Origin of the sequence: Emticicia agri (genome assembly GCF_004168285.1) — a bacterium.
Taxonomy (GTDB): Bacteria; Bacteroidota; Bacteroidia; order Cytophagales; family Spirosomataceae; genus Emticicia; species Emticicia agri.
In genome coordinates this window covers 1-23310 of sequence record NZ_SEWF01000058.1, presented here as the reverse complement: position 1 = coordinate 23310, position 23310 = coordinate 1, and the positions used below count along the sequence as shown (strand labels likewise).

General features: G+C 41.7%; 24 protein-coding genes and 1 riboswitch. Of the genes, 13 read left to right on the top strand and 11 right to left on the bottom strand.

The window, feature by feature from the left end; all coding sequences use genetic code 11:
- The coding region (locus EWM59_RS24065; protein ID WP_130023800.1) for a hypothetical protein at positions 1 to 656 on the bottom strand (656 nt) is incomplete at its 3' end.
- 235 nt (positions 657 to 891) lie between these two features.
- Positions 892 to 984, top strand: a riboswitch (TPP riboswitch).
- Between the two features lie 238 nt (positions 985 to 1222).
- Between EWM59_RS24065 and thiM the strand changes: the two genes are divergently transcribed.
- From thiM to tenA, 4 genes are all read left to right on the top strand, one after another.
- Positions 1223 to 2014 (top strand): hydroxyethylthiazole kinase, encoded by a 792-nt coding sequence (gene thiM, locus EWM59_RS24060; RefSeq protein WP_130023799.1) that lies wholly within the window; start codon positions 1223 to 1225, stop codon positions 2012 to 2014.
- 1 nt (position 2015) lies between these two features.
- Positions 2016 to 2648, top strand: coding sequence for a thiamine phosphate synthase (thiE, locus tag EWM59_RS24055; RefSeq protein WP_130023798.1), 633 nt, complete (start codon positions 2016 to 2018; stop codon positions 2646 to 2648).
- A gap of 164 nt (positions 2649 to 2812) precedes the next feature.
- Positions 2813 to 3649: a bifunctional hydroxymethylpyrimidine kinase/phosphomethylpyrimidine kinase gene (gene thiD / locus EWM59_RS24050; protein ID WP_130023797.1), complete on the top strand. Its 837-nt coding sequence runs from the start codon at positions 2813 to 2815 to the stop codon at positions 3647 to 3649.
- Positions 3636 to 4286, top strand: a complete 651-nt coding sequence (gene tenA, locus EWM59_RS24045; RefSeq protein WP_130023796.1) for a thiaminase II — start codon at positions 3636 to 3638, stop codon at positions 4284 to 4286. The genes thiD and tenA overlap by 14 nt, the downstream gene beginning before the upstream one ends.
- A gap of 55 nt (positions 4287 to 4341) precedes the next feature.
- Here tenA and EWM59_RS24040 read toward each other — a convergent pair whose 3' ends face one another.
- Both EWM59_RS24040 and EWM59_RS24035 read right to left on the bottom strand, forming a co-directional pair.
- Positions 4342 to 5094: a hypothetical protein gene (locus EWM59_RS24040; RefSeq protein WP_130023795.1), complete on the bottom strand. Its 753-nt coding sequence runs from the start codon at positions 5092 to 5094 to the stop codon at positions 4342 to 4344.
- 23 nt (positions 5095 to 5117) lie between these two features.
- Positions 5118 to 5852, bottom strand: a complete 735-nt coding sequence (locus EWM59_RS24035) for a protein phosphatase 2C domain-containing protein (protein ID WP_130023794.1) — start codon at positions 5850 to 5852, stop codon at positions 5118 to 5120.
- Between the two features lie 161 nt (positions 5853 to 6013).
- Here EWM59_RS24035 and EWM59_RS24030 point away from each other — a divergent pair, with 161 nt between their 5' ends.
- Positions 6014 to 6430 carry a lipocalin-like domain-containing protein gene (locus EWM59_RS24030; protein WP_130023793.1) on the top strand — a complete coding sequence of 139 codons (417 nt, stop codon included), beginning with the start codon at positions 6014 to 6016 and terminating at the stop codon, positions 6428 to 6430.
- 65 nt (positions 6431 to 6495) lie between these two features.
- On the opposite strand, the gene EWM59_RS24025 is transcribed toward EWM59_RS24030, so the two are convergent.
- Complete coding sequence (locus EWM59_RS24025) at positions 6496 to 7380, bottom strand: phosphodiester glycosidase family protein (protein WP_130023792.1); 885 nt, start codon at positions 7378 to 7380, stop codon at positions 6496 to 6498.
- 879 nt (positions 7381 to 8259) lie between these two features.
- Between EWM59_RS24025 and EWM59_RS24020 the strand changes: the two genes are divergently transcribed.
- Positions 8260 to 9612 (top strand): DUF3500 domain-containing protein, encoded by a 1353-nt coding sequence (locus EWM59_RS24020; protein WP_130023791.1) that lies wholly within the window; start codon positions 8260 to 8262, stop codon positions 9610 to 9612.
- Between the two features lie 206 nt (positions 9613 to 9818).
- Here EWM59_RS24020 and EWM59_RS24015 read toward each other — a convergent pair whose 3' ends face one another.
- Positions 9819 to 10070 (bottom strand): hypothetical protein, encoded by a 252-nt coding sequence (locus EWM59_RS24015; protein WP_130023790.1) that lies wholly within the window; start codon positions 10068 to 10070, stop codon positions 9819 to 9821.
- Positions 10071 to 10791: 721 nt separating this feature from the next.
- On the opposite strand from EWM59_RS24015, the gene EWM59_RS27825 reads away from it, so the two are divergent.
- From EWM59_RS27825 to EWM59_RS27820, 3 genes are all read left to right on the top strand, one after another.
- Positions 10792 to 10962, top strand: a complete 171-nt coding sequence (locus EWM59_RS27825) for a hypothetical protein (RefSeq protein WP_165372282.1) — start codon at positions 10792 to 10794, stop codon at positions 10960 to 10962.
- 86 nt (positions 10963 to 11048) lie between these two features.
- Positions 11049 to 11906 (top strand): universal stress protein, encoded by an 858-nt coding sequence (locus tag EWM59_RS24010; RefSeq protein WP_130023789.1) that lies wholly within the window; start codon positions 11049 to 11051, stop codon positions 11904 to 11906.
- Between the two features lie 82 nt (positions 11907 to 11988).
- Complete coding sequence (locus tag EWM59_RS27820; RefSeq protein ID WP_165372281.1) at positions 11989 to 12138, top strand: hypothetical protein; 150 nt, start codon at positions 11989 to 11991, stop codon at positions 12136 to 12138.
- Positions 12139 to 12281: 143 nt separating this feature from the next.
- Here EWM59_RS27820 and EWM59_RS24005 read toward each other — a convergent pair whose 3' ends face one another.
- From EWM59_RS24005 to EWM59_RS23980, 6 genes are all read right to left on the bottom strand, one after another.
- The gene (locus EWM59_RS24005; RefSeq protein WP_130023788.1) at positions 12282 to 13649 is read right to left on the bottom strand and encodes a tail fiber domain-containing protein; all 1368 of its coding nucleotides are present in this window, start codon (positions 13647 to 13649) and stop codon (positions 12282 to 12284) included.
- Between the two features lie 26 nt (positions 13650 to 13675).
- Complete coding sequence (locus tag EWM59_RS24000) at positions 13676 to 15049, bottom strand: tail fiber domain-containing protein (protein ID WP_130023787.1); 1374 nt, start codon at positions 15047 to 15049, stop codon at positions 13676 to 13678.
- A gap of 107 nt (positions 15050 to 15156) precedes the next feature.
- Complete coding sequence (locus tag EWM59_RS23995) at positions 15157 to 16566, bottom strand: phage tail-like protein (RefSeq protein ID WP_165372280.1); 1410 nt, start codon at positions 16564 to 16566, stop codon at positions 15157 to 15159.
- Positions 16567 to 16579: 13 nt separating this feature from the next.
- The gene (locus EWM59_RS23990) at positions 16580 to 17884 is read right to left on the bottom strand and encodes a tail fiber domain-containing protein (protein ID WP_130023785.1); all 1305 of its coding nucleotides are present in this window, start codon (positions 17882 to 17884) and stop codon (positions 16580 to 16582) included.
- A gap of 173 nt (positions 17885 to 18057) precedes the next feature.
- Positions 18058 to 19470, bottom strand: a complete 1413-nt coding sequence (locus EWM59_RS23985; protein ID WP_130023784.1) for a phage tail-like protein — start codon at positions 19468 to 19470, stop codon at positions 18058 to 18060.
- Positions 19471 to 19605: 135 nt separating this feature from the next.
- Complete coding sequence (locus EWM59_RS23980; protein WP_130023783.1) at positions 19606 to 21234, bottom strand: ATP-binding cassette domain-containing protein; 1629 nt, start codon at positions 21232 to 21234, stop codon at positions 19606 to 19608.
- A gap of 26 nt (positions 21235 to 21260) precedes the next feature.
- Here EWM59_RS23980 and EWM59_RS28615 point away from each other — a divergent pair, with 26 nt between their 5' ends.
- From EWM59_RS28615 to EWM59_RS23965, 4 genes are all read left to right on the top strand, one after another.
- Positions 21261 to 21389 carry a hypothetical protein gene (locus EWM59_RS28615; RefSeq protein WP_262709307.1) on the top strand — a complete coding sequence of 43 codons (129 nt, stop codon included), beginning with the start codon at positions 21261 to 21263 and terminating at the stop codon, positions 21387 to 21389.
- A gap of 292 nt (positions 21390 to 21681) precedes the next feature.
- Positions 21682 to 21978, top strand: a complete 297-nt coding sequence (locus tag EWM59_RS23975) for a type II toxin-antitoxin system HigB family toxin (protein WP_130023782.1) — start codon at positions 21682 to 21684, stop codon at positions 21976 to 21978.
- 11 nt (positions 21979 to 21989) lie between these two features.
- Positions 21990 to 22367, top strand: coding sequence for a helix-turn-helix domain-containing protein (locus EWM59_RS23970; RefSeq protein WP_207220057.1), 378 nt, complete (start codon positions 21990 to 21992; stop codon positions 22365 to 22367).
- 87 nt (positions 22368 to 22454) lie between these two features.
- A partial coding sequence (locus EWM59_RS23965) for an IS481 family transposase (protein WP_130021487.1) occupies positions 22455 to 23310 on the top strand: 856 nt, incomplete at its 3' end.

Sequence of the window (23310 nt, the reverse complement as noted above, 5' to 3'; positions counted from 1 at the left end):
ACATCATCATCGGCCGTGCCTGTAGCTGTACCGCACGTAATGGCCGGCAGACTCTGGGTAGCCCCTACTGTGGTGCCTTCAATAGGTGAGTAAGAATCAGGAGTAGTAGAAGTAAGGGAAATAGCACCAGCACAATCATCGTTGGTATGCGTAACACCAATCCCGAATAATCCACGATTGGAGGGCATATTGCCAAAACTATAGATGCGTATATAATAGGTATTGCCGATAGTTAAGCCCGATACAGTTAAGGTATGCGCTCCGGCAATAGAGAAAGTATTCGCACAGGCGATATTGGCTCCGTTGCAGGCACCCGAACGAACATCCACTACCGCATCAAGTCCTGACTGTGGGTCACCGATAACTGTTATGTTATGTTTAGTAACAACCGCTACAAATTTAAACCAGACATCGTCGTCAGCCGTACCTGTAAAGGTAGCACAGGTAATGGCTGACATACTCTGGCTGGCGCCCACTGTTGTGCCTGCAATACCCGACAAAGGATTATGGGAAGTAAGGGTAATTGCGTTGGCACACTCATCATTAGCAGGGATTTGAGCCTGCACCCTCCCGATTGAGCCTACCAGCAAAAACAGGATTGCAATAAAAAAAGATGGGGAACTCAACGGGACGGCGGACAGTATTCGTTTTTGCATTCTTCTGGGCATTAAAGTTTGCAGTGTTCTAAAAAACTGTAAAGGTTAAAGTTACACTTTTTTATGAATTATGGCATATATATGACTGCAATTTTTAGTTATAGGGGATTTCTGCTGTATTAAAATCTGTTCAGCCTTGAATCGGTTTATGTCAACCTATTTTAGGATATCAAACACCCCTATTCAACAATCTGCAATCGAAACTTGACAATACATTCTTTTCCCACTACCTTTGCCTCGGCTTTAGGGGTATTCTGTAAAGAATTGAGAGAGTCCCTTTGAACCTGATACGGTTGATACCGACGTAGGGAAAAGCGAATAACAGAGAGCTTCAGACATTCTATCTTGTCTCTTCTTTATTCCTGACAAATCTTCTTTAGCCATTGTATTTAGAAACTGTTTGAGTTAATCTTATTCCGCTCAAAATGGCTATTATTGGCAAATACTGCGTCACTAAAATCCTCATTTGGCTCTGCCAAACTGCGGTTTTAGTTTCTTGTCTTTGCCAATAATAGCCATTTTGATTCGTAAAATTTAACTCAAACAGTTTCTTAAACTCAAAAGCAATGGAAAACAATCTCTGGAAACACATTAAAACCGTGCGGGCTCAGTCGCCACTGGTGCACAACATTACCAATTTTGTCGTAATGAACAATACAGCCAATGCTTTGCTGGCTGTGGGGGCATCGCCTATTATGGCTCATGCCCATGCCGAGGTGCAGGACATGACAAGCATCTGCTCATCATTAGTCGTTAATATTGGTACTTTAGACGAATACTGGGTAAAATCGATGTTGATGGCCGCCGAAAAAGCACATCATCTTCACAAACCCTGGATACTTGACCCCGTTGGCGCAGGGGCAACGCCCTACCGTAACCATACCATCAGTGCTTTATTGGGGTATAAACCCACCGTAATCAGAGGGAATGCTTCTGAAATAATGGCATTAGCGAAAGACAACACCACTCCCACCAAAGGCGTTGACAGCACTGCCGAAAGCAACGAGGCCATTGTAGCCGCTAAAATGATTGCCAAAGAATACGATACTCTGGTATGTATTTCGGGCAAGACAGATATTATTGTTGGCAAAGACACCCTTGTTTACCTCAATAATGGTGATGCCCTGATGACCAAAGTTACCGGACTCGGTTGCTCATCAACAGCTGTTATCGGCGCATTTATAGCCGTGATTGAAAACAAAGCCGAAGCAATAACCGCAGCAATGGCCTTGTTCAGCATTGCCGGAGAACTGGCAGCAAGACAATGTGCCGGGCCGGGTAGTTTGCAGGTACAATTGCTCGACAAATTGCATAACATAACCGAGCAGGAGTTTTCTGAAACTTTGAAAATATCCTAAAATGCCTCTACATCGTTTGTTTCCATATCAGCTTTATCTGGTTATTTCAGAAGAAGCCTGCCGGGGACGGGATTTTCTGACAGTAGCCCGACAGGCCATTGCCGGAGGGGTAGATATTATTCAGCTACGAGAAAAAAATATTGATACGCCTGCTTATTTAGCCAAAGCCACGCAACTGAAAGCCATTACTGACCATTATAATATTCCCCTAATCATTAACGATAATGTGGCAGTTGCACAGCATATTGGGGCTTTTGGGGTACATGTAGGCAATAGTGATACGCCTCCTACCGAAATCAGAGCCCAGTGGGGTACACTATTACAGATTGGCTATTCTATTGAATACCTCTCTCAGTTGGATAATGAAGAAACCTTAGTGGCCGATCATCTGGGCATCAGTCCGGTTTTTTCTACTGCTACCAAAACAGATACTGTAACCGAGTGGGGACTCAAAGGTATTGAACTTATCAGAAGCAAGACCAACAAACCTCTGATTGCCATTGGCAACATGAATAAAACCAATGCGGCAGCAGTAATGCAGGCAGGGGCTAATTGCATAGCCGTAGTGTCGGCCATCTGTTCGGCCGAAAACCCCGAAAAAGCAGCCTATGAACTTAGAAACTGTTTGAGTTAATCTTATTGAATTAAAAAAGTCGATTTTTGTTCAATACAGCGCTTTAAAAATCCTCATTTAGCGCTGCTAAACTCCGGTTTTTAAAGCTCGTCTTGAAGCAAAAAGTCGTTCTTTTTTATTTTCAAAATTTAACTCAAACAGTTTCTTAGAAATCTTATTGCCAAATGAATAAAAAATACACTTATCCATCGGTGCTGACCATTGCCGGATTCGATGGAAGTGGCGGAGCAGGTATTCAGGCCGATATTAAAACTTTTTCGGCATTAGGCTGTTTTGCTACCTCGGTTCTTACTGCATTGCCTGTGCAGAATACACAGGGCGTCCGTAGTATTTATCCTATCCCTAATCAGGCAGTAGCCGAGCAGATAGAGGCAATTGTAGATGATATTTTCCCCGATACCATTAAAATCGGTATGGTTCATACCTCCGAACTGGTGGCAACCATTGTAGCCACCCTCAAAAAATATCCGGCAGTACCGCTCGTATTTGACCCCGTAATGGTAGCCACAAGCGGGCATAAACTCATTGAAGATACCACCATACAGACTATCATTGAGCAATTGTTCCCTATAGCCTCAGTCATTACCCCTAATATGGACGAAGCAGCCATACTCGCACAAATGTCTGTAACTACGTTAGATGATATGTATGTGGCAGGCCAGAAAATTCTGGCTTTGGGTTGCCAATCGGTGCTGCTCAAAGGCGGGCATCTGAATCTGCCCAAAATTACCTCTTTGTATTTCGATACCGAGGGGGAGGTACATTCGTTTGAATTTGAGAAATTCCCAACCAATAATACGCATGGTTCGGGTTGTACTTTATCGTCGGCTATTGGGGCTTATATAGCACAAGGTAAAAGTCTGTCAGATGCCGTTACATCGGCACAAACCTATGTACATCAGGCCATCAGACATGGAGCCGATGTAGCTATCGGAAAGGGTAACGGTCCTCTAAATCACTTCTTCAACCCACAAAAACTGATAAAAAATGAAATGGTCTGAACAAGCCTGGCTAAGTATTGAGCCTATTTATGAATCCATTCTGCAAATGCCTTTTATTCAGGAACTTACTAATGGCTCGTTGGCTCTTGAAAAGTTCCAGTATTACCTCATGCAGGATTCTATCTATCTGGAGCACTTCGGCAGGGCTTTGGCTATAGTAGGCGCAAGGGCGAACAATATACCTGATATGCTGTCTTTCTTCCGCTTTGCCGAAACTACCATTATTGTAGAAAATGCTTTGCATGAATCTTATTTCAAAGATTTTGGGATTGTTGCCAAAGACAGTATCCAACCTGCCTGCCACCATTATACCCATTTTCTGCGAAGTAATGCAACTATGGAAGCCGTAGAAGTAGCGATGGCAGCCGTATTGCCCTGCTTCTGGATATACAAAGCGGTAGGTGATTATATTTATCAGCATCAGAAAGCCGGAGATAATCCCTATCAGAAATGGATTAACACCTACGCCGGAGAAGAATTTGGCATTGCCGTGAAATCGGCCATTAGTATCTGTGATAATAATGCTGCACAGACTACGGTTGCCATACAGGAGAAAATGACAGAAGCCTTCATTATGTCAGCCCGGCTGGAATATGATTTCTGGGAAGCTGCCTATATAAACCGGAGGTGGCGGTAGTTGGCTGTAACTGAAACAGGTTTGTGTAAAGCAAACCTGTTTCAGTATAAAAAACCTATTTAACCTCCTGCCTCTCGGCAAGCATTACTTTCATGTGTTCACGGGCCAGTTCACGCATAGAATCAAAACGGTCATATACCCACGATGCTTTTGATTTCAAACCCGATGCTTTTGCGTGGTTATATGAGACAAGACTTAATTCGCCCACTGCATTAATCATTTCAAGAATGTCTGATAATTTAGCATCAATAATGGCCCCTGCAATGCAGTTAACGGCAGTGATATTTTTGGCCAGTTGCTCATCTACTATCTTGAACAGTTCTTCATCTTTGTGCGGGTGGTAAAACAGATACAGCAACGCAATAATAATTTCTTCTGCTGAATCAGAAGCAAGGTAAGGTGCGAGGTTATCGTATTTAAAATCTATCTGAAACGACTCAAAGCTCAGGGTTTCTTCTTTTAATTTTGTCGGACTAACCAGATTGTCTAAACCACCCTGACAATGATAGCGGATGGATTCCTGTGCGTTTGTAAGACCATCAATCAACAGCCAGAGTATTTTTGTGAGCGGATAGTGCCGATAGTTTTCTAAAAACTTATCAATACACATAAAGGCAATGGCTTCTAATTCGGGATCGGCGGTGTAGTACAGAAACAAGTCTAATACGTCTTCGCTGTTATGTCCACCTAAAGCAATGTTCAGCAGTGCGTGTTCTTTTTCTTTGATTGTTCCGTTTTCTAAAATCTGCATCAATTCGTCATTTTCTGCAAATTCTTCCGGAAAATCGTATGTATTTGGGTTGTTCATAAAAAATGTGGGTTGTTTTCTAATCAAGCTAAAACTCTTACCATAGCCAAATCGTCAGCAGGCATTAAACCATAGTTGAGTTGTAAATGCTTTAATTGCCAACTCAACATCTCACGGTTTTGTTTATTGGTTTTATCAGAAAGCATAAAATCAACAGGGTCAATGTTTTCTGAACGATTGTTTTTATCTATAGGCATAAACGTAAAAATACCGTTAGTTGCTACAATTATATCATGTATTTCATGAAATAGTATTTTTTGCTGCTGGGTGTTGTACCAATTTTCAAAATCTTCGTGTAAATGATACCCTAAATAGTCGGGTATATTATCCTGGTCGAAAATGGTAATATGCCCATTAATGCTCACCAGTCCATCGCCCACAACCAGAATTACTCCCTGTCTGGCGTTTTTGTCAATCAGCATAATCATTAAAGTAGTCAACAACTCAGTAGTTTCAAGCATCAACTGATTTCTGGCTGTATTTAATTCTTTAAATAAATCAGCCAATATACTTTTCAGGCAATTTTCAGCCGATGCGTACACCTCTAACCCATAAAAGTCTTTATAAGATTTTTCTTTAACGATTTTCCTCGGCAATTTGCCTGTCAGGGTTGCAGCAAAATAGCTCTCAGTTGCCATCGTGCAACCATCCATTACAGCACATAGCGTTTTGCTGTCGCCAATGTTACCAACAAAAAAATAGTCTTCACAATAATTCAGGTGATGTTCACCTTTTTGCAGGGTAGTATATATTTTCATTCCGAATCTGACAAAAATAAGCAAAAGTATTTACAGCCGTGTACCTAATCATACACTTTTCTTTTACGCTGATATAAATTAAAGCACCTTTCCAACCTTTTTATCAAAAGTATCATCATTGGTATAAATCCCTATGTAGTTAATTAAACTATTCTGATTCTATGAAAAAACTTCTCCTTTTCTGTTTCATTCTATCGCTTACAGGCTGTAAAGAAAAAAACAGTGTTGACCCTGAAAACGATTTAGTGGGCAAATGGCGACTGATTTCTTATTGCCAACCTTCGGGTGGTTTGATGTCGGGCTGCCAGTCGGTAACTATACCCACCAACAAATCGGTATATGTAGAATTTTCAGACAAAGGTATATTTAAGGAAACCTATAAGAACACCATTCCTGCCGATTATGCTTTTCTCGGTTGCGGACAAGGCAGCTATGCCATAGAAGACAAAAACATCAGAATCAAAGCCATGTGTATGTCGTCGTTGAACGGTGTTTTAGTAGAAATAAATCAGCTGACCAGTAAGAAGCTGGTGCTAACCTATGCAGTAATAGGCGAATATGTCTTTGAAAGAGAATAGGCTTAGAGCGTAGTGAGATAAAAGAGCAGGAAAAATGGTAAAAACAACGCTACGTTTCAACTGATTTACTTCAACTCTACCCCAATAAAAGACCCGAAACCAATGGTATTATCCAGGTCATTTCTGTTGAGTTCGGGGAGATACATTTTTGAGATGGCGCCATCGAGATAAAGGGCATTGCGACAATTGAATTTTTCTCTGAACAAAACGGCAAACTCATAAAAATTGACGGGCTGGTCTGAAATGGCAAAAACGACCTTATTTTTATCAATAATTCCTACTCCGCTGCGGATATTCTTGTTGGCTGACCCTGCCACAAATCGTGGATGAATTTTGCCGTCAATCAATAGCATCGGACCTGATTGCGTGGCATGGGTTATTGTATGGGTATTTTCGTCAAAGCCCTCGGTAGTCGTCATAAAAGCCTCGCCTTGTTTAATATAGAAAACCCCGTTGGGTGTTAGATAAAAATTATCTGTACCTTGCCTTCGGTTCAGCGGTACCAACTGCTTGCCATTTTCGATATATAAACCTAAAGGCACTAAGGTTTCGGTATAGATACCCCCATTGGTAGCAAAAACCAATGACTTTTGTTGTCGGTCAAGGTATTCGTACAGATATTTGAATGTACCTATGGGTTTACCATCTGGGGTTTTATGATAGAAAGTCAGTTTTGAGGCTCTTAAATCAACCGTGTAGGTGGAGTAACTATTGCCATTCATTACAACTTTCTCAGCCTTATTGGCTTCAATTTTCGGGAAAGTAGCAGGTGTAACGTTTTTCATTTTTATCGCCCCTTGCAGATTCACCGATTCGTTGACCGCAGTACCGTAATACTGCCATGAAAAGTAACCCATAAAGGCAAGAGCTACCAACCACAACAGCAAAAGCCTGATGGTTTTTATGCGTTTCAGGGTTACACTATCTCTATCCTCTTTTGTATGGGTCATCCTTTTTTTCAGCTAATTACTTCTATCCTAATCATGTAATCCCTCCGGTTTTTCACCACTAAATTTCCTGCTACGCTTCCATTATACGTAAGTTCAAAAAACTGATTGAGGTAATTTTTTTGATTAAGCGGCAAAAGTTTAATGATGAATAAACTCTTTCCAATTTTAAGCAAAGTTTTTGCATTTCAACTTGCTTTTTAAAATTAATTATCGCAAAATTTGTGAACTTTTTTAGTCACAGCAAAACATACTTAAAAAAGCGGGATTTTGTCCTGCTTTTTTTTTATTTGGTCGAAACATATTGACTAATTACTCTCTTCAAAAATCCAATTGCTTTGCTCAACTGATGGGGAAAGTTTTGGCTAAAGCCAATACAGATGCCATTGCAATCAGATAACTTCCGGCTAAAGCGGGAGGCAATTAAATAGCAAATGGACAAGAAATTCAATAGCCCCAAGCGGTGCGAAAGCTACTACAAATAATTTTTTTCATGCTTATATCATTTCTATTGTAGTATTTAAAATGTATAGACACCGCATGACCCAATATTTATTTAATTGCCTCCTGCTTTAGCTGCGGACGCCGCGCGGGAGGTACAATAAATTGCCTCATCTACTTCGGCTTTAGCCAAAATTGACTATTCGTCCAAGTTTTTCCCTTAAACCTTAAGCAAAACACAACTATTTGTTTAAATTTTAATCTGTTTTTTTAAACTAAACAGCCATTTTTCTCGTTTACTAATCAAAACTCATCCGAGATAACCTTTACGCTTCACGTTTTTTGCTTACTCACGCCCTAATATTTGTTGATGCAATCCCTTTGGGGATTAATTAGTATTTGCAAGTAAGCGAACGATCCATACAACTTTTTTTAAGTACCATGAAAACAAACAGACTCTACTGGTTAGGTTTCCTGTTAATACCTATGTTGATTTTTCAGTCCTGTGAGCCTGACGAAATCGTTACTCTTCCCCTTGTTTCGGGGCTGAACTGTTCTACTGCCACTATTTCGGCTACACCCATGAATGGCGTTGCTTTCTCAGGAAGAGCCACCATAGGCTACACAGGGGGCAATGGCATGGCTTATTCATCAACTGATAGCATTGCTTCCAATGGTGTGGCAGGGTTAAAAGCCCATCTGGTAGCAGGTATTCTCTCGCATGGCGAAGGAACTATTGCCTATACTATTACAGGCAGGCCTAACGCTACCGGAAAGGCTACTTTTCCTATCTCTTTTGGCGGACAAACCTGTAATCTCGAAGTGTCTGTCTCGGTCGATACTACTACGCCTAAGCCTTCTACGGCTTCGGTTGACAGGGTATTGGCGGCTATTGATACATTCCGTACTACGCTATCAGCCGCACAGCGTACGGCACTGCAACTGCCTTATACCAAAGCCAATGCTATGAACTGGACAGTACAGGCCGGGAATGTTACCCGAAACGGGTTATCATTCAATACCCTGACTGAGACGCAGATAATAGCGGCCAAAAAAGTTATAGCGGCTGCCACAGGTACTACACCAGATGAGGGATACGGAGAGTTTACGCAGATATTAATGGCAGAAGATGTATTGGCGGCCAATTCGGAGGGCAATTACTCATCGAAATATTATAATATTGCTTTAATAGGTACGCCTGATTTAACAAGCACCTGGACACTCCAGTTCGGCGGACACAACTATATTCAGCATATCACTTACAGCAATGGGGCTGTGGTGGGTGTTACGCCCTCATTTCAGGCAGTTGAACCCCGCACCTGGTTGCAGGCTACTGTAGCCTATGCCCCGCTCGACAACGAGAAAAACGGCATGGCCGCTATGCTCGCAGGCCTGACAACCGAACAACTGACAGCCGCAAAACTGACTACTGCGTTTACCGAGGTAAGTTTAGGTGCAGGCAAAGACGGGCAGTTTCCAACCAGAGCAGGCATACCTGTGAGCTCGCTGACAGCCTCACAAAAAGCCCTTGTACTGGCCGCCATAAAACCCTGGACATTGGATGCCGACGATGTTACAGGCATGGCCATGCTGGCTATTTATGAAAAAGAATTAGACAATACCTATATCTCTTACACAGGCAATGCCACACTTAGCCAGAGTGGCGATTATGTGCGCATTGATGGCCCAAGTGTCTGGATAGAATTTTTAGTAAGACCGGGCGTAGTGAATCCGGCAGAAGTTCAGTACCGTTCGGTGTATCGCGACAGAAAACGTGATTACGGCGGTATGTAAAATTCCGGAGCGATGTTTCCCTTTGTTCGCTTGATTTGTCAGTCTGAAGTGCCTCTCTGGGGCACTTTTTTTGTTGATAGGCTTTTTATGGAAACCTGATATGCGAAGAAAATTCTGATACAAAAACACAAAGAAGTAGCGGAGAAGGGATTTTCTGCCCTCTCTTAGGTATTATCAAAACAAACAGGCACGCTGATACATAGGCCTTATCCAATCGTAAAATCGCTAAAAATCGTCAGTTTGATAGCACCTGTACCGGGCTTTAAAGACGATTGATACATTACTTTCAAATCGTTGAGGTAATTCACAAAATCGTTCATTTTTTTCTGACAAACCTCTTTACTGATTGAAATAGTTAAAGCGGCTTGCAGCACACTGGTACTGATGTCGGTATAAACAATCTCATAACGCCCTAAAGCGTGCGTAATGTCGTTATTAAGTTCATGAAAAGTTTTCATTGTGTCTTTAGTTAAGGTAAAACTGATTAACGGCAAAATAGCTTATATAATAGGAAAACACCTGTAAAAGGGGGAATCGTATTGGAACAGAATTATAGTGCAGTCGTAGGAGTGTTGTAAATATAAGATTTTGTTCAGACTTTTCCAATCAAAACTTCATAAATATTAAACGTACTAAATACAGGCTTATTTTATAGGGGTGTAAAAAGAATCAGTAATTATTTTCTGATAGAAATGATAAGGGTTCAAAATTTTGAACCCCTACATGCGTTTAATAGCCCCTGAAATCTTTCGTTTACCCCCTTATTAAAGGAAGATTAAAATCTCAAAAAAATTGCTGTTAAATTTATTTTATATTTTGGTTTTCTTGTATATTTGTTTCATATTACTAACCTTTATAAAATTACAAGTATTAACCTATAGTATGTTTTTTTACCTGAGCAGCAATATTCTTACCTGCTTCAATCTGTTATTTAGCCAAAAACCGACCCTATTGTAAAACACCTTTGGCAACCTGTTGCTGTGGGTCTCTTCAATAGTTTTTTCCCTTTTTACCTTATACAAGATTTGTCCATTGAAAACTAAGATTTAAGAAACTTTTTAAGTTAAGCCTATTTTGAGTCAAAAAGTTTAACTCAAACAGGTTCTAAAAAAACGCTTTTAAACTGTTGTTAATTCTGATTTTCATTAGTTGCTGTTTTGGACATCTGACAATAACCTGTTGCTTTCTGTTTGTCTGGAAAAATTGACTTATGCCATCACTATCCGACGGTTGATGGTGGCTGTACATTTTTTCAGAAACAACAAAAAATCAAGTTCATACCCCCTCATGCAGTCAGGATTGACTGATAACCGGGTGTCAACCAAAGGCCGGATTGTGGTGTTAAAGTAAGCCTGAGAACGAGAAGGTTTTGCTTTGTTTTTGTTTGTTAAGTTTTCAGGAAATTTTGTACTATTAAAAGTTATTGTGTGTAATTTATGAAAAGGATACTTCTTACGACAGATTTTTCCGTAGTATCAGAGAACGCCTTGCGCTATGTGGTGGGATTATTGGGTAATCATGCCTGTGAATTTACTTTTTTACATGCCTATTATTCGTTTCCGAGCGATAGTTCAACAGAGGCCTCATTCAGCCTTTTTGAAGCTATTTATAGCCGTTCAAAGGCTAATATGCGGCAGTTTATCAGTACTGCCGAAAAAATAGATACCCGCCAGATTCATACTTTCAAGAGCCTGCTATTGCCTGCTTCACCTGCCGGAGCCATGAATTTTCTGAGTTATCAGCATGATTTTGACCTGGTAGTGGCCGGAGCCAATGGCAAAGGAGAAGATATTTTCTTTGGTAATATGGCTACAGATATTGTGCGCTATGTACCTGCCAATGCCATTATTGTACCCGAGAAGGTAAACCTGAGCCCGCTCAGGAGCGTAGTAATGGCCGTTGATGCACAAACCATGTGTTCGTTTCAGGAATTGTCGGGTTTAAAAGCCATTTTAGAGAAGAATGGGGCTACCCTTATCCTGTTGAATGTACAGAAACATAAGCATCAGGATAAAGAGCCTTTGCCTACCTACGACTATCATTTTTTCTTCAAGGGTATTACGGTAATAGATTATCCGATTTATGCTAAAAACCTCGAAGACGGCATTGCCAAATATCTCAATTTTCATGAGGCCGATATGCTGGTAACCATTACCCGGCAACGCTCATTTCTTGAAGGATTTTTCAATCGTCCGGTGTCCACCAAACTGGCATCGAATCCGTTAGTACCGCTGATGAGTATTTATAGTAAATCAACTGCTGAGGTTATCAATAAAGAAAAAGTGAGTTTTTAACCTGAACTAAATAGTATAGCTTTTCAATTGTTGCCCTGGATTTCTCAACTTTAGCATTGAAGTACCCTTTCTTACTTCAAACATGAAACTATTCCACAGGCCTGATTATGTATCAGGTCTGTTTTTTTTGAATCAATGGCAGGCTTCTTTCTATGAGACCTGTACAACCCTCTGGCAGAAGAAAGGGATAAGCACTTTTCTTTCAGCCTCAACTGTTCCTAACCGCAGTTAGGCTTACAGAAAAAATATTTTAAGCTATTCCCCCACCGTAAAGGGCTGACAGGTTTTCATACGCTTATGATAGGCTAATTGTTTTTGTAGGAGAGAACTACCTGAGAGATACACAGATTTATAAATACGTAAGTCGGAAATCGGCTATTTTTTTCTATGGCTGCGAGCATCAGACTCATAGGCTGATAAAGCACTTTTCCGGTTCGGGTCGTCAGGTATTTCCTTTTCATCAGGTTTGTGTAACAGTGCCGACTCATAGAGGGCCAATCTGGCATCTAATTGTCTGATGAGGTCTTGCAGTTCCTGATTTTCAGTCTTTAGCTTTTGGGTCCGTTTCTCTAAAGCCTGTGCAAATATAAACAGTAAGCCGTCCATATTCAGGGTACTCACGGTTGTATCAGTACCAATAGTACCATATTTATCTTTACCATAGGCCGTAAAGACTTCCTGCGCCATCGGGCCATAGAAACGCTGGGGTTGTTTGCCCTGGTTTTTGTAATTCCACGAGCCTAAGCGCAAACCTCTGAGTTTCAACAAAAAATTCTCTCCATCGGCTGGTACAAATCTTTCTTTAAGGGTCGAATCACTGATGGCACTCCAGGAGGTTTCTCCGTTGCCTATCCGTGTTCCCGTTCGGTTAAAATTGCCACTGGTCATCAGGTAATAACCGTTTTTAAATCTGGCTACAAACTCATCTGGCGCTCCACTATAGGTAGTACCTTCCCGATTAGGGTCTGAGTCGCTGATGATAAATGCTCCTTGTTGAAAATTTGTATTAATCCAGTAACCAATAGCTGTAGAATGATGTCCACTGGCAGTGGTACTGTAACCTGCAGCAAAAGAAGCAACGCCCGAGGCTGTCGTACTTCCACCTATAGTAAATGCCCCCGAGCCAGAAGCACGTGTATTGTATCCGGTGGCTACGGCGCCTATACCGGTAGCAACATTGCTGAAACCAAATGCAGTAGAGGCATACCCCGTAGCCTTGGTGGCTAATCCCATTGCCACCGACAAAGTGCCACTTGCTTTGGCGTTGTGTCCGGTAGCAAAAGAAAAAAGACCTACGCTGTCGGCCGACCAGTCAAGCGTATTATCTACGGTACCTGCCCTGAACGCTGACCGACTGGGTATCCACATCAGTCGTGTGCCTGGTTCATTCACAGGTACAATCGGAGGATTGGAAACGTTGTCGGCATAGTTGGGTACGATAACCGGATTTTTCGACCAGAATCCACCTGTGTTATTGTGTGTGATTTCATTACCATTCATGCCTGCCAATCGCCAGTAACTCAGGCTACCCTCGCCCAGCTTAGTCCATACGCCATTACTTCTGTACCAATAGTCGAGCGTGTTTACATCAAACACCAATGTACCGTTGGCGGGGTTTTCCATAGCCATTCGCTGGGCGGTGGTAACTCTCGGGAGCATACTACCGGGCAATATTGTAGATTGTTGGGCAAAAGTCAGTACCCCTGTCAGACACAACAGGATACTCAGGTATAATTTCTTCATGATTTTATTGATAGTCAGGCTGTGGGTTAATCCGGCAAAGCCTGTCTATCAGGTTTTCCGGTGTTTGTTTTCTTTCTGTTTGCAAGAGTGCTATGATATAGCCGTGTCTTTTGGGGCAGGCTCGTAGGGTCTAAGTCTGCCTCCAATGCTTCCATACGGGCATATAAGTGTTTTAAAATACTTCTTAACTTATTATTCTCTGCCTGTAATTCATGGGTTTGTTGTTCCAGCGTTTGCGAGAAAATAAAGAGAAGACCATCCATATTCAGAGTGCTTACCGTGGTATCGTTTCCGATAGTACCCCACTCATCTTTCCCAAAAGCGGCATAAATCTCCTGCGCCATTGGTCCATAAAAACGTTGGGGTTGTGTAGATTCAGCGTGTTTATAATTCCATGAGCCTAAGCGCAGTTGCCTGAGTTTCTGCAAAAACTCCCTGCCATCGGCTTTTACAAATTTTTCCTTACGGGTCGAATCGCTGATGGTGTTCCAGTCTGATTGCAAACGCCCTATTGATATACCCGTACGAAACTGATTTCCGCTTGTCATCAGGTAATACCCTTGATTGAAGCGTGCTACAAACTGGTCTGGTAATTCAGCAAAAGTTGTCCCCTGATCTCCACTACTATAATCCCCAATCATCACCGCTCCTTTTTTATGATTGGTATCCATCCTATACCCCATTGCCTTAGAATGGTTGCCACTGGCCACTAAATCTTTACCAATAGCTACTGAATAATCGCCATAGGCCGTGCTTTGTTCTCCCATTACAAAAGCGCCTTCTCCAAGTGCAGCTGTACTCGTTCCCATAGCCGTTGCAAAACTACCTCCTGCTTCTGCGTAAGTGCCTATGGCAAGCGAAGCAAAGTTTCGGGCTATTGAATGGGTTCCTATGGCTACTGCCCCTCTCTCGCTTGCCCTATTATTAAAGCCATTGGCAAAAGAAAAAAGACCGATATTGGCCGGAGCCCAGCAGGCTGAATCAGTCACAGTACCGACTCTGAAAGCCGAACGACTGGGTATCCACATCAGCCTTGTCCCCTTTTCGTTGATGGGTGCTACAGGCGGATAGGTTCCTTCGGGAGCAAATAAATCAACCCTGACCGGATTTTTAGACCAGAACCCTCCGGCATTGGTATTGCTGACAAAGTTAGTTCCGTTGGTTGGTGTCCATAAGCCGGGCGAAGCATTACTATATTCAGCCCATATACCGTTTTTTATCACCCAATAACTTTGAGTATCCGTATCAAACACCAGCGTACCTGCTGCCGGACTCACCAAAGCCATGCGTTGGGCGGTAGTCATGGCAGACTCTACCATGCCAGGTAACAGGGCTATACTTTGCCCGTTCATTTTACCTGCCATGAGCATTAATAGCACGATAAGGTATGTTTTATTCATAGTTATTGTGTGATTGCTAAACAAATATACTTCTGCTCATATAGGCAAGCCAAGAAAAAAAGCCGAATTTTAGGCATCGGTCGTCTTGACTTTTATCCCGATAGCTTTTATCTGTTCCTGCTATTGTTATTGGTCTTAAATACTACCGATGCCGAAGCCTTTTTGTATGAATTTTGTTTAACAGACTGGTTATTCTTTTTAAGATTCCCTGTAGTTTCTATGACTGACAGGCGGGCATCTAATTTTCCGATAAGATTCTTTAATTGTTCATTTTCTGCTGATAGTTGTGCATAGCCCTGTTTCAGATGTTGTTCACTCCTTTGTAAATCTGCTGTGCGTTGCTCTAAAGCCTTGGCGAAAATAAACAATAGTCCATCCATATTCAGGGTGCTGACGGTTGTATCTGTACCAATAGTACCATATTTATCTTTGCCATAAGCAGCAAAAATTTCCTGCGCCATAGGGCCGTAGAAGCGTTCGGGTTGCTTGTCCTGATTTTTATAGTTCCATGAACCTAATTTTAAGTCTCTTAATTTGAGCAGGAAAGTTTCACCATCGGCTGCAATGAATTTTTCTTTGCGTGTAGAATCGCTGACGGCACTCCAGGTAGATTGTCCACGACCCATAAATGCCCCCGTACGAAACTGATTTCCGCTGGTCATAAAGTAATAACCGTTATAAAACCTCGCCACAAACTCATCGGGCGCACCACTATAGGTAGTTCCGGCTTCTAATGGGTCCGAATCGCCGAATACAAAAGAACCTTTTTGTTGGTTGGTATGAATGGAAGTGCCCAAAGCCACCGAACTATTGCCAGTTGCTATGGCGCTTCTTCCTAATGCAATGGCATTTACCCCTTCCACAATTATATCACGGCCAATCCCGACAGCATAACCTGCCCTGACAATTACATTGCTTCCCAAGGCAATAGCAGCAACATTGGTAGCTCTTGCGTTATAACCTGCTGCAAAAGCATAATATCCCGCCGATTCTGAATCGTAGCCAAAAGTGGAAGAAAATACTCCACTTGCTTTGGTATTAAACCCTGTAGCAAAAGAAAACAGACCTATGTTTTCGGCAGACCATGCTTCTGTATTATTGACAGTACCCACTCTGAACGCAGAGCGTGAGGGTATCCACATCAATCGGGTTCCTGCCTCATTGACAGGTGCCGTGGGCGGATACGTTTCATTATTGGCATTTTCTGGCACACCTATTGGGTTTTTAGACCAGAAACCTCCGGCATTATTATTTTTGATTGAAGTGCCTGACAATTGCCAGAAATTACCTCCTAAGGTGGTATTCAGCAATTCAGTCCAGGAATTATTGCGTCTGTACCAATAGCTTTGGGTATTGGTATCAAAAACCAATGTACCATTGGCAGGATTCTCCATGCCATTCCTGAGCGCAAAGCTCATTTTAGGCAGTACCAACCCAGGTTCTATGGTAGTACTCTGCGCTATTGTTATAGTATATATCCAGGCTAAAAAAAGTGTATATAATAGTTTTTTCATCATTGTTTGTGAGGCATTAGTGCTTGTTTGTAGAAAGTCTCCGGGCATCAGAAGTCTGCTCAATATACTTATCTTTTACAAGGGTTTCCAGTTGTTGCACCCGTGTATTGAGTAGTTGAAAAACATCGTTCAGTTTCTGTTTCTCTGCTTCCAGTTGTTGTTTCAACAGCAGGTTTTCTGCTTGCAGGTTATGGGTACGCTTTTCTAAGGTCTGTGAGAAGATAAACAGCAATCCATCCATGTTCAGGGTACTCACGGTAGTGTCGGTGCCTATGGTTCCATAAGTATCTTTACCATAAGCCGCAAATATTTCCTGCGCCATCGGGCCATAGAAGCGTTCGGTTTCTCCTTTATAGTTCCATGAGCCTAAACGTAAACCTCTTAGTTTCAATAAAAAGTTTTCGCCATCGGCCACAACAATTTTTTCTTTATGGGTCGAATCACTGTAAGCACTCCAGGCAGTTTGCCCAAGCCCTAAAGTAGCCCCTCTGCCAGTTAAAGCCCCTCCTGTAAGCAGAAAATACCCATTTCTGAATCTTGCCATAAAGATATCGTTTGCAAAGGCAGCAATCGGTCCTTCCCGTTCAGGGTCTGAGTCGCCCATGACAAAAGAACCTTTTTGTCCGGCTGTATTTGTTAGTGTACCCATCGCAGTAGAGTAATCTCCATCGGCAATAGCACCCAAACCAATGGCTGTAGAAGCTACCCCGATAGCACTTGAACTATTACCTAAAGCGGTGGCATAATTACCGGAGGCCATCGTATTATTACCCAAAGCCGTTGAGGCTGTTCCATACGCTTTGGTGCCAATCCCCATTGAGGTACTGAATCTACCCGAAGCAACCGTATTGAACCCTGTACCAAAAGAAAAAAGACCGATACTATCGGCAGACCACTTGGCTGTATTATCAACGGTACCTACCCTGAAGGCTGACCGGGCAGGTATCCACATCAACCGGGTTCCGGCTTCATTGACAGGAGCCACTGGCGGATGTGTATTGTTATCTGCTTTTACAGGTAAGGCAGTAGGGTTTTTAGACCAGAACCCGGCTGAATTGATATTTCTGATGCTATTGGCTGATAGTTCCCAATAGTTGGCAGTAGCTCCTCCGCTTATTATCTCAATCCATTCACCTCTTTTGGCGTACCAATAGCTGAGTGTATTTATATCAAACACCAATGTTCCGCTATCAGCCGCACCTAAAGCGAGCCGCTGGGCAGTTGTCAGGCGGGGCAACACATTACCGGGCATAATGGTACTGCTTTGGGCAAAAACCTGCGCCTTAACCAACAAGCAAAAGAAAAGTAGGAGCTTTTTCATGAGTTAATTTTGTATGACCGAAGAGCAAAGATATTCCGGTCTTTAGGCCACAACCAAGAGAAAAAACCGAATTTTAGGCATCGGTAAGAGGTGGAGAAACAAGTAGGTTGACCTATAGAAACAGAAAACCATGCCTGCATTGGCAGACATGGCGATAGTTTAAGGCAATACTATTAACGGTCGGCAGGTGCTTTAGTGCTATTGTTGAGCGATGATTCAAGTGTTTCAAGACGTGTACCTAATTGCTGAATCAGAGATTTTAAGGCTTTGTTTTCCTCAGCCAGATTCATATCTGCCTGTTTGAGTGTGCTGATTTCTGCTTTCAATTGCTGGTTTTCTGATTTCAGGTTTTGTGTGCGTTTCTCTAATGCCTGCGAGAAGATAAACAATAGTCCGTCCATATTCAGGGTGCTTACCGTAGTATCGTTACCAATAGTGCCGTAGCTATCTTTTCCATAGGCGGCAAATATTTCCTGCGCCATCGGGCCATAGAAGCGTTCGGGTTTATTGGTTTTCTGACCTTTATAATTCCATGAACCCAGGCGAAGGTTTCTTAATTTGGTGAGGAATACCTCCCCGTCAGCCTTTACAAATTTTTCCTTACGGGTCGAATCACTGATGGAACTCCAGGCTGTTTGCCCACTATTAATCTTCACACCCACACGAGTATCACTTCCGCTGGTATAAAATATGTAGCCATTTTTAAAACGGGCTGTAAACTGGTCATGCAAACTGGCCAATGTCTGGCCTTCGTTATCAGGGTCAGAATCACCTAAAACAAAACCCCCTCTTCTTGTATTTGTACTTACTTTAGTACCCATCGCTACAGAGGTTGTTCCACTCGCAATTGCTTGCTCTCCAAAGGCAACGGCATAATCACCATTGGCCGTAGATAAATTACCCCCGGCTATAGAAGCTATACCTCCTGCCAATGTACCGCTCCCCAAAGCTGTTGACGAGTTGCCTCTGGCCTCAGTAGCGTAGCCCATAGCGGTTGATACAATCCCATTAGCGGAGGTCATATATCCGATAGCAGTTGAACCCTCACCCTTAGCCTTTGTCAGCACGCCCATAGCCATTGTTCCTTTTCCGCTTGCCAATACATTGTATCCGGTAGCAAATGAAAACAAACCTATGCTATCGGCAGCCCACTGACCCGTATTATTTACTGTACCTGCTCTGAACGCCGATCGGTTGGGTATCCACATCAATCGTGTTCCTGCTTCATTGACCGGGGCTGTTGGCGGATTAGTAATACTATCTGCTTCAATTTTAACATCTGTTGTATTCTTTGACCAGAAGCCACCTGAATTGGTGTTCTGTATTTCGTTACCTGCCATTCCGGCCAGTTGCCAGTAATTGGCAGTGCTTCCGGCTTTGGGTAATTCTGCCCATGCGCCCGACTGACGATACCAGTAACTTTGCGTATTGGTATCAAAAATCAGGCTCCCATTGGCAGGATTGACCATAGCCGTACGTTGGGCGGTGGTCATTTGGGGTAAAACCAACCCCGGTAGTATTTCGGTGCTCTGGGCAAAAGTCAGATGAGATACAACTATTAACAGAAGAAAGGTAAATTTTTTCATAGAAAATTATGCTGTTTCAGGTGATTTGATTAACTGAAACAAAACTATACTGCCCATGAACGACTCAAAAAAATACCTGTCTGAATCGCGAAAACCATCAGTTGAATGACAAGGATTTAAAGATGAGTCGTGTAATTACCTTTCTAATCCCAATGTTTCAAACGACTTTAATTTTTCAAGAATTATCCTTTGTTTCAGACCTATTTCATTGATAAAATGTTGGTCGTGCGAAATAACTAATAATGTACCCTCATACACTCTGATAGCCTGTGTCATTACTTCCTGACTATAGACATCGAGGTTATTAGTGGGTTCGTCTACTATCAGCATATCAGGGGTATGGTTTCTGATGGCTACGCAACAAAGAATCAGTTTCATTTTTTCTCCCCCACTCAAAGCCTCACATTTTCTGTCCCATACCTCCTTTGGAAACTGATGGTAATGCAAAAGCATTTTCAATTCATGTTCCGGCAACTGACGCTCATTCAATCGCTGTGTCTGTTCAAAAACTGTCAGTTGATTATCAATCAGCGAATAATTCTGATCGATATACAAGTAGTTAAAATCCGCCCGATAAATAGCACCGACTGAGGGTTGCAACAAACCCATAATCAATTGCAGAAGTGTAGTTTTGCCTGAGCCATTATTGCCCTCGATACGGATTCTATCTCCCGAACGGATTTGAAAAGACAAAGGCAAAGCCCAGAGTAAAGCCGCCTGATACCCGAAATTTATGTCTTTGGCTTCTACCAGAATCTTCCCCTGATGCAAATCAGATTTTCTGAGGTCTATTTTCAGAACCTGCTGTGCCTGTATTTGTGTCCGAATCTGACGGAGCCCCTCACCTATTTCCTGTATTTTCTCCTGCTGAATGTCTCTGGTTTTGGCTGTACTCACTTCGGCTTTGCTTTTCAGATTACCTGCCACTATTTTAGGCAGGTTCTGTTTTTGTCCGTGTGCTTTTCCTCTTACCTCCTGTTTCTGGCGTTGTTCTATCAAGGCTCTTGCCTTTTGCTGCGTCTGTTTCAGGGTCTTTTCTTTTTCATCTAATTGCGCTTCCAGTGCCTCCAGTTTTTCGTCTTTCAGCGTTTTATAGAAATCATAATTACCACCAAAGACCTCAACGCCTGTTTTTGTAAGTTCCAGTGTTGTATCTGTCAGATTAAGTAAAGTTCTGTCGTGGCTCACAAGTAATACAGTTGCTTTGCTCTTGCTGATAAAATCATAAAGTAATTCTCTGCTGTCGGCATCCAAATGATTAGAAGGCTCGTCGAGCAGAATAATTTCAGGTTCATGTATCTGGATACCTGCCAGAAAAACCTTGGTTTTCTCTCCCCCACTCAATAAGTGCATGGGTTGGCGGAGCGACAAATGCTGCAAATGCCAGAAACTGAAAGCCTGCTGTACACGTTCTTCAATAGTCCAGTCGTCGTTCAGCAAAGTAAAGTTTTCGGCGGAAACATCGCCTTGTAAAATGGCCTCATAAGCATTCAGTTCTTGGGCAATACCTAATGCCTCTGCAATACTGCAATTATCATACTGCCCCAGATGTTGCGGCACAAAGTAGGTGCTACCTGTGAATGCCACATCTCCAGCCGATGGTTGTAACAAACCTGCGATGATTTGCAGCAAAGTCGATTTACCTGTGCCATTATTTCCTACCAAAGCGGCTTTCTCACCTTTGGCAATAGCAAAACTGATATGCTGAAACTGGATTTCCCTGTCGGGATGTATATAAGCTAATGAATGAATAATCATACTCATGTGTCAAGTGTGTAAAAGAATGTGAAATGATAGGTGAAGAATCAATCAGGGCAAAGCAGACAAAACAAAGAAGTTTTACCCCAATGGAATTGCCGCAATGGAATTGCCGCAACGGAGTTGCCCCAATGGAATTGCCCCAATGGAATTGCTATTGAATAAGCCCTGAAAGCTAAAAATGAAAGGGTATTACATGATTAAAGAATCTGACCGCAACACGTAGTAAAGTGTCGTTGGTGAATTGAAAACTGGATTTATCAAAACATTCCGCTCAGGAATCTACGAGAGTTGAGATACTCTCCGAATTAATCTCACATGAAGTATATTGTATTATTCTGCTGCAAAGGTAAGAGGATTGGGGGAGTTTTGCAAGGATTAGATTAGTATTCAACACAAAAAATTACCATATTTGTATATTATTTACCATTTTGGGAATTTATTTTAATTTCTATGCGGATTATTACAAAAGGGACACTAAGAGAGTTCTGGGAATTATATCCTGATTCGGAACAGGAATTAAGATATTGGTATGATAAAATAAAAAATGCTGAATACAAAACGCCTAATGAAGTAATTGAAGATAATCCAAGAACAGATACTGTAGGCAATAATAGAATTGTATTTAATATCTGTAGAAACAAATATCGTTTGATTGCATTATTCAGGTGTAAACTGCAAACAGTTTATGTCAGGTTTAATGGTACACACAAAGAATACGATTTAATAGAAGATATCAGGAATATATAATTAGCCATCCTATGGAAAATTTGGAAACAATAAAACTGGGTTTAAAACCGATTAAAACCAAAGAGCAATATCAAGCATATTTAAAAATTATTGATTCTTTGGTTGATTGTGCAGAAGATAGTCCGGAAGAAGAGACATTAGAATTAGTATCTATTCTGGTAGAAGACTATGAATCAAAACATTATGCAATTGAAGCCCCTGACCCTATTGAGGCCATAAAAATTAAAATAGAAGAAGAAGGAATCAAACGTAAAGACTTGGCGCAATATTTCGGGAGCAGCAGCAGAGTATCAGAAGTACTAAACAGAAAAAGACCTCTTACACTCGAAATGATGCGCAAGCTTCATGAAGGTTTAGGTATTTCTGCTAAAACACTTTTAGGAGTGTAAGCTCAAATCAGTATTTTGTTGAAATAGTCATGATTTAATCTGACAGTTACGATTTATTTAGTAACTTAAAATTAAAGATTAAATCAAATGACAACACAGGCAAAAATCATCAAGAACAAGTTAGGAGTATTAGAACTTGCCAATGTTTTAGGCAATGTCTCAAAGGCTTGCAAGGTAATGGGTTATAGTCGAGATAGTTTCTATCGCTTCAAGGAACTCTATGAACAAGGTGGTGAATTAGCACTTCAAGAAATTAGTCGCAGAAAACCCATAGAGAAAAATCGGGTAGATACGTTAGTAGAAGAAGCCGTTGTCAAGATGGCATTGGACTTACCAGCTTATGGACAGCTAAGAGTATCAAATGAGCTAAAGAAACAAGGTATAGTTGTCTCTCCTGGTGGAGTACGTTCAATCTGGTTAAGACATGATTTAGCTACCTTTAAGAAACGTTTAAAAGCATTGGAAGCGAAGGTTAATCAGGAAGGAATTATCCTTACAGATGAGCAAATAACAGCCTTAGAAAGAGCCAAAGCTGAGAAACAGGCTCATGGAGAAATAGAGACACATCATCCGGGTTATTTAGGAGCACAGGATACGTATTACGTAGGTAATATTAAGGGAGTAGGCCATATTTATCAACAGACTTTTATAGATACTTATTCAAAGGTAGCTTTTGTTAAACTCTATGACCGGAAAAACGCTTTAGTAGCCGCTGATATGCTCAATGATAAGGTTATTCCTTTTCATGAGCAAAATCAGATTCGTCTACTAAGAGTTTTAACTGATAGGGGTACAGAATATTGTGGTAATAGGGAGCAACACGAATATCAATTATATTTGGCTATAGAAGATATTGACCATACTAAAACTAAGGCCAAAAGTCCTCAAACTAATGGTATATGCGAGCGTTTCCATCGTACTATTCAGGATGAATTTTATGCGG

Excerpts from the sequence above, each read along its gene's own strand:
- EWM59_RS23980 (WP_130023783.1), bottom strand. The coding sequence starts at position 21,234 with ATGAGTATGATTATTCATTCATTAGCTTATATACATCCCGACAGGGAA.
- EWM59_RS23990 (WP_130023785.1), bottom strand. The coding sequence starts at position 17,884 with ATGAAAAAGCTCCTACTTTTCTTTTGCTTGTTGGTTAAGGCGCAGGTT.
- thiM (WP_130023799.1), top strand. The coding sequence starts at position 1,223 with ATGGAAAACAATCTCTGGAAACACATTAAAACCGTGCGGGCTCAGTCG.
- EWM59_RS24020 (WP_130023791.1), top strand. The coding sequence starts at position 8,260 with ATGAAAACAAACAGACTCTACTGGTTAGGTTTCCTGTTAATACCTATG.
- thiE (WP_130023798.1), top strand. The coding sequence starts at position 2,016 with ATGCCTCTACATCGTTTGTTTCCATATCAGCTTTATCTGGTTATTTCA.
- EWM59_RS28615 (WP_262709307.1), top strand. The coding sequence starts at position 21,261 with ATGATAGGTGAAGAATCAATCAGGGCAAAGCAGACAAAACAAAGAAGT.
- EWM59_RS24015 (WP_130023790.1), bottom strand. The coding sequence starts at position 10,070 with ATGAAAACTTTTCATGAACTTAATAACGACATTACGCACGCTTTAGGG.
- EWM59_RS24000 (WP_130023787.1), bottom strand. The coding sequence starts at position 15,049 with ATGAATAAAACATACCTTATCGTGCTATTAATGCTCATGGCAGGTAAA.
- EWM59_RS27820 (WP_165372281.1), top strand. The coding sequence starts at position 11,989 with ATGAAACTATTCCACAGGCCTGATTATGTATCAGGTCTGTTTTTTTTG.
- EWM59_RS23970 (WP_207220057.1), top strand. The coding sequence starts at position 21,990 with ATGGAAAATTTGGAAACAATAAAACTGGGTTTAAAACCGATTAAAACC.
- EWM59_RS24035 (WP_130023794.1), bottom strand. The coding sequence starts at position 5,852 with ATGAAAATATATACTACCCTGCAAAAAGGTGAACATCACCTGAATTAT.
- tenA (WP_130023796.1), top strand. The coding sequence starts at position 3,636 with ATGAAATGGTCTGAACAAGCCTGGCTAAGTATTGAGCCTATTTATGAA.
- EWM59_RS23995 (WP_165372280.1), bottom strand. The coding sequence starts at position 16,566 with ATGATGAAAAAACTATTATATACACTTTTTTTAGCCTGGATATATACT.
- thiD (WP_130023797.1), top strand. The coding sequence starts at position 2,813 with ATGAATAAAAAATACACTTATCCATCGGTGCTGACCATTGCCGGATTC.
- EWM59_RS24030 (WP_130023793.1), top strand. The coding sequence starts at position 6,014 with ATGAAAAAACTTCTCCTTTTCTGTTTCATTCTATCGCTTACAGGCTGT.
- EWM59_RS23975 (WP_130023782.1), top strand. The coding sequence starts at position 21,682 with ATGCGGATTATTACAAAAGGGACACTAAGAGAGTTCTGGGAATTATAT.
- EWM59_RS23985 (WP_130023784.1), bottom strand. The coding sequence starts at position 19,470 with ATGAAAAAATTTACCTTTCTTCTGTTAATAGTTGTATCTCATCTGACT.
- EWM59_RS24040 (WP_130023795.1), bottom strand. The coding sequence starts at position 5,094 with ATGAACAACCCAAATACATACGATTTTCCGGAAGAATTTGCAGAAAAT.
- EWM59_RS24005 (WP_130023788.1), bottom strand. The coding sequence starts at position 13,649 with ATGAAGAAATTATACCTGAGTATCCTGTTGTGTCTGACAGGGGTACTG.
- EWM59_RS24025 (WP_130023792.1), bottom strand. The coding sequence starts at position 7,380 with ATGACCCATACAAAAGAGGATAGAGATAGTGTAACCCTGAAACGCATA.
- EWM59_RS24010 (WP_130023789.1), top strand. The coding sequence starts at position 11,049 with ATGAAAAGGATACTTCTTACGACAGATTTTTCCGTAGTATCAGAGAAC.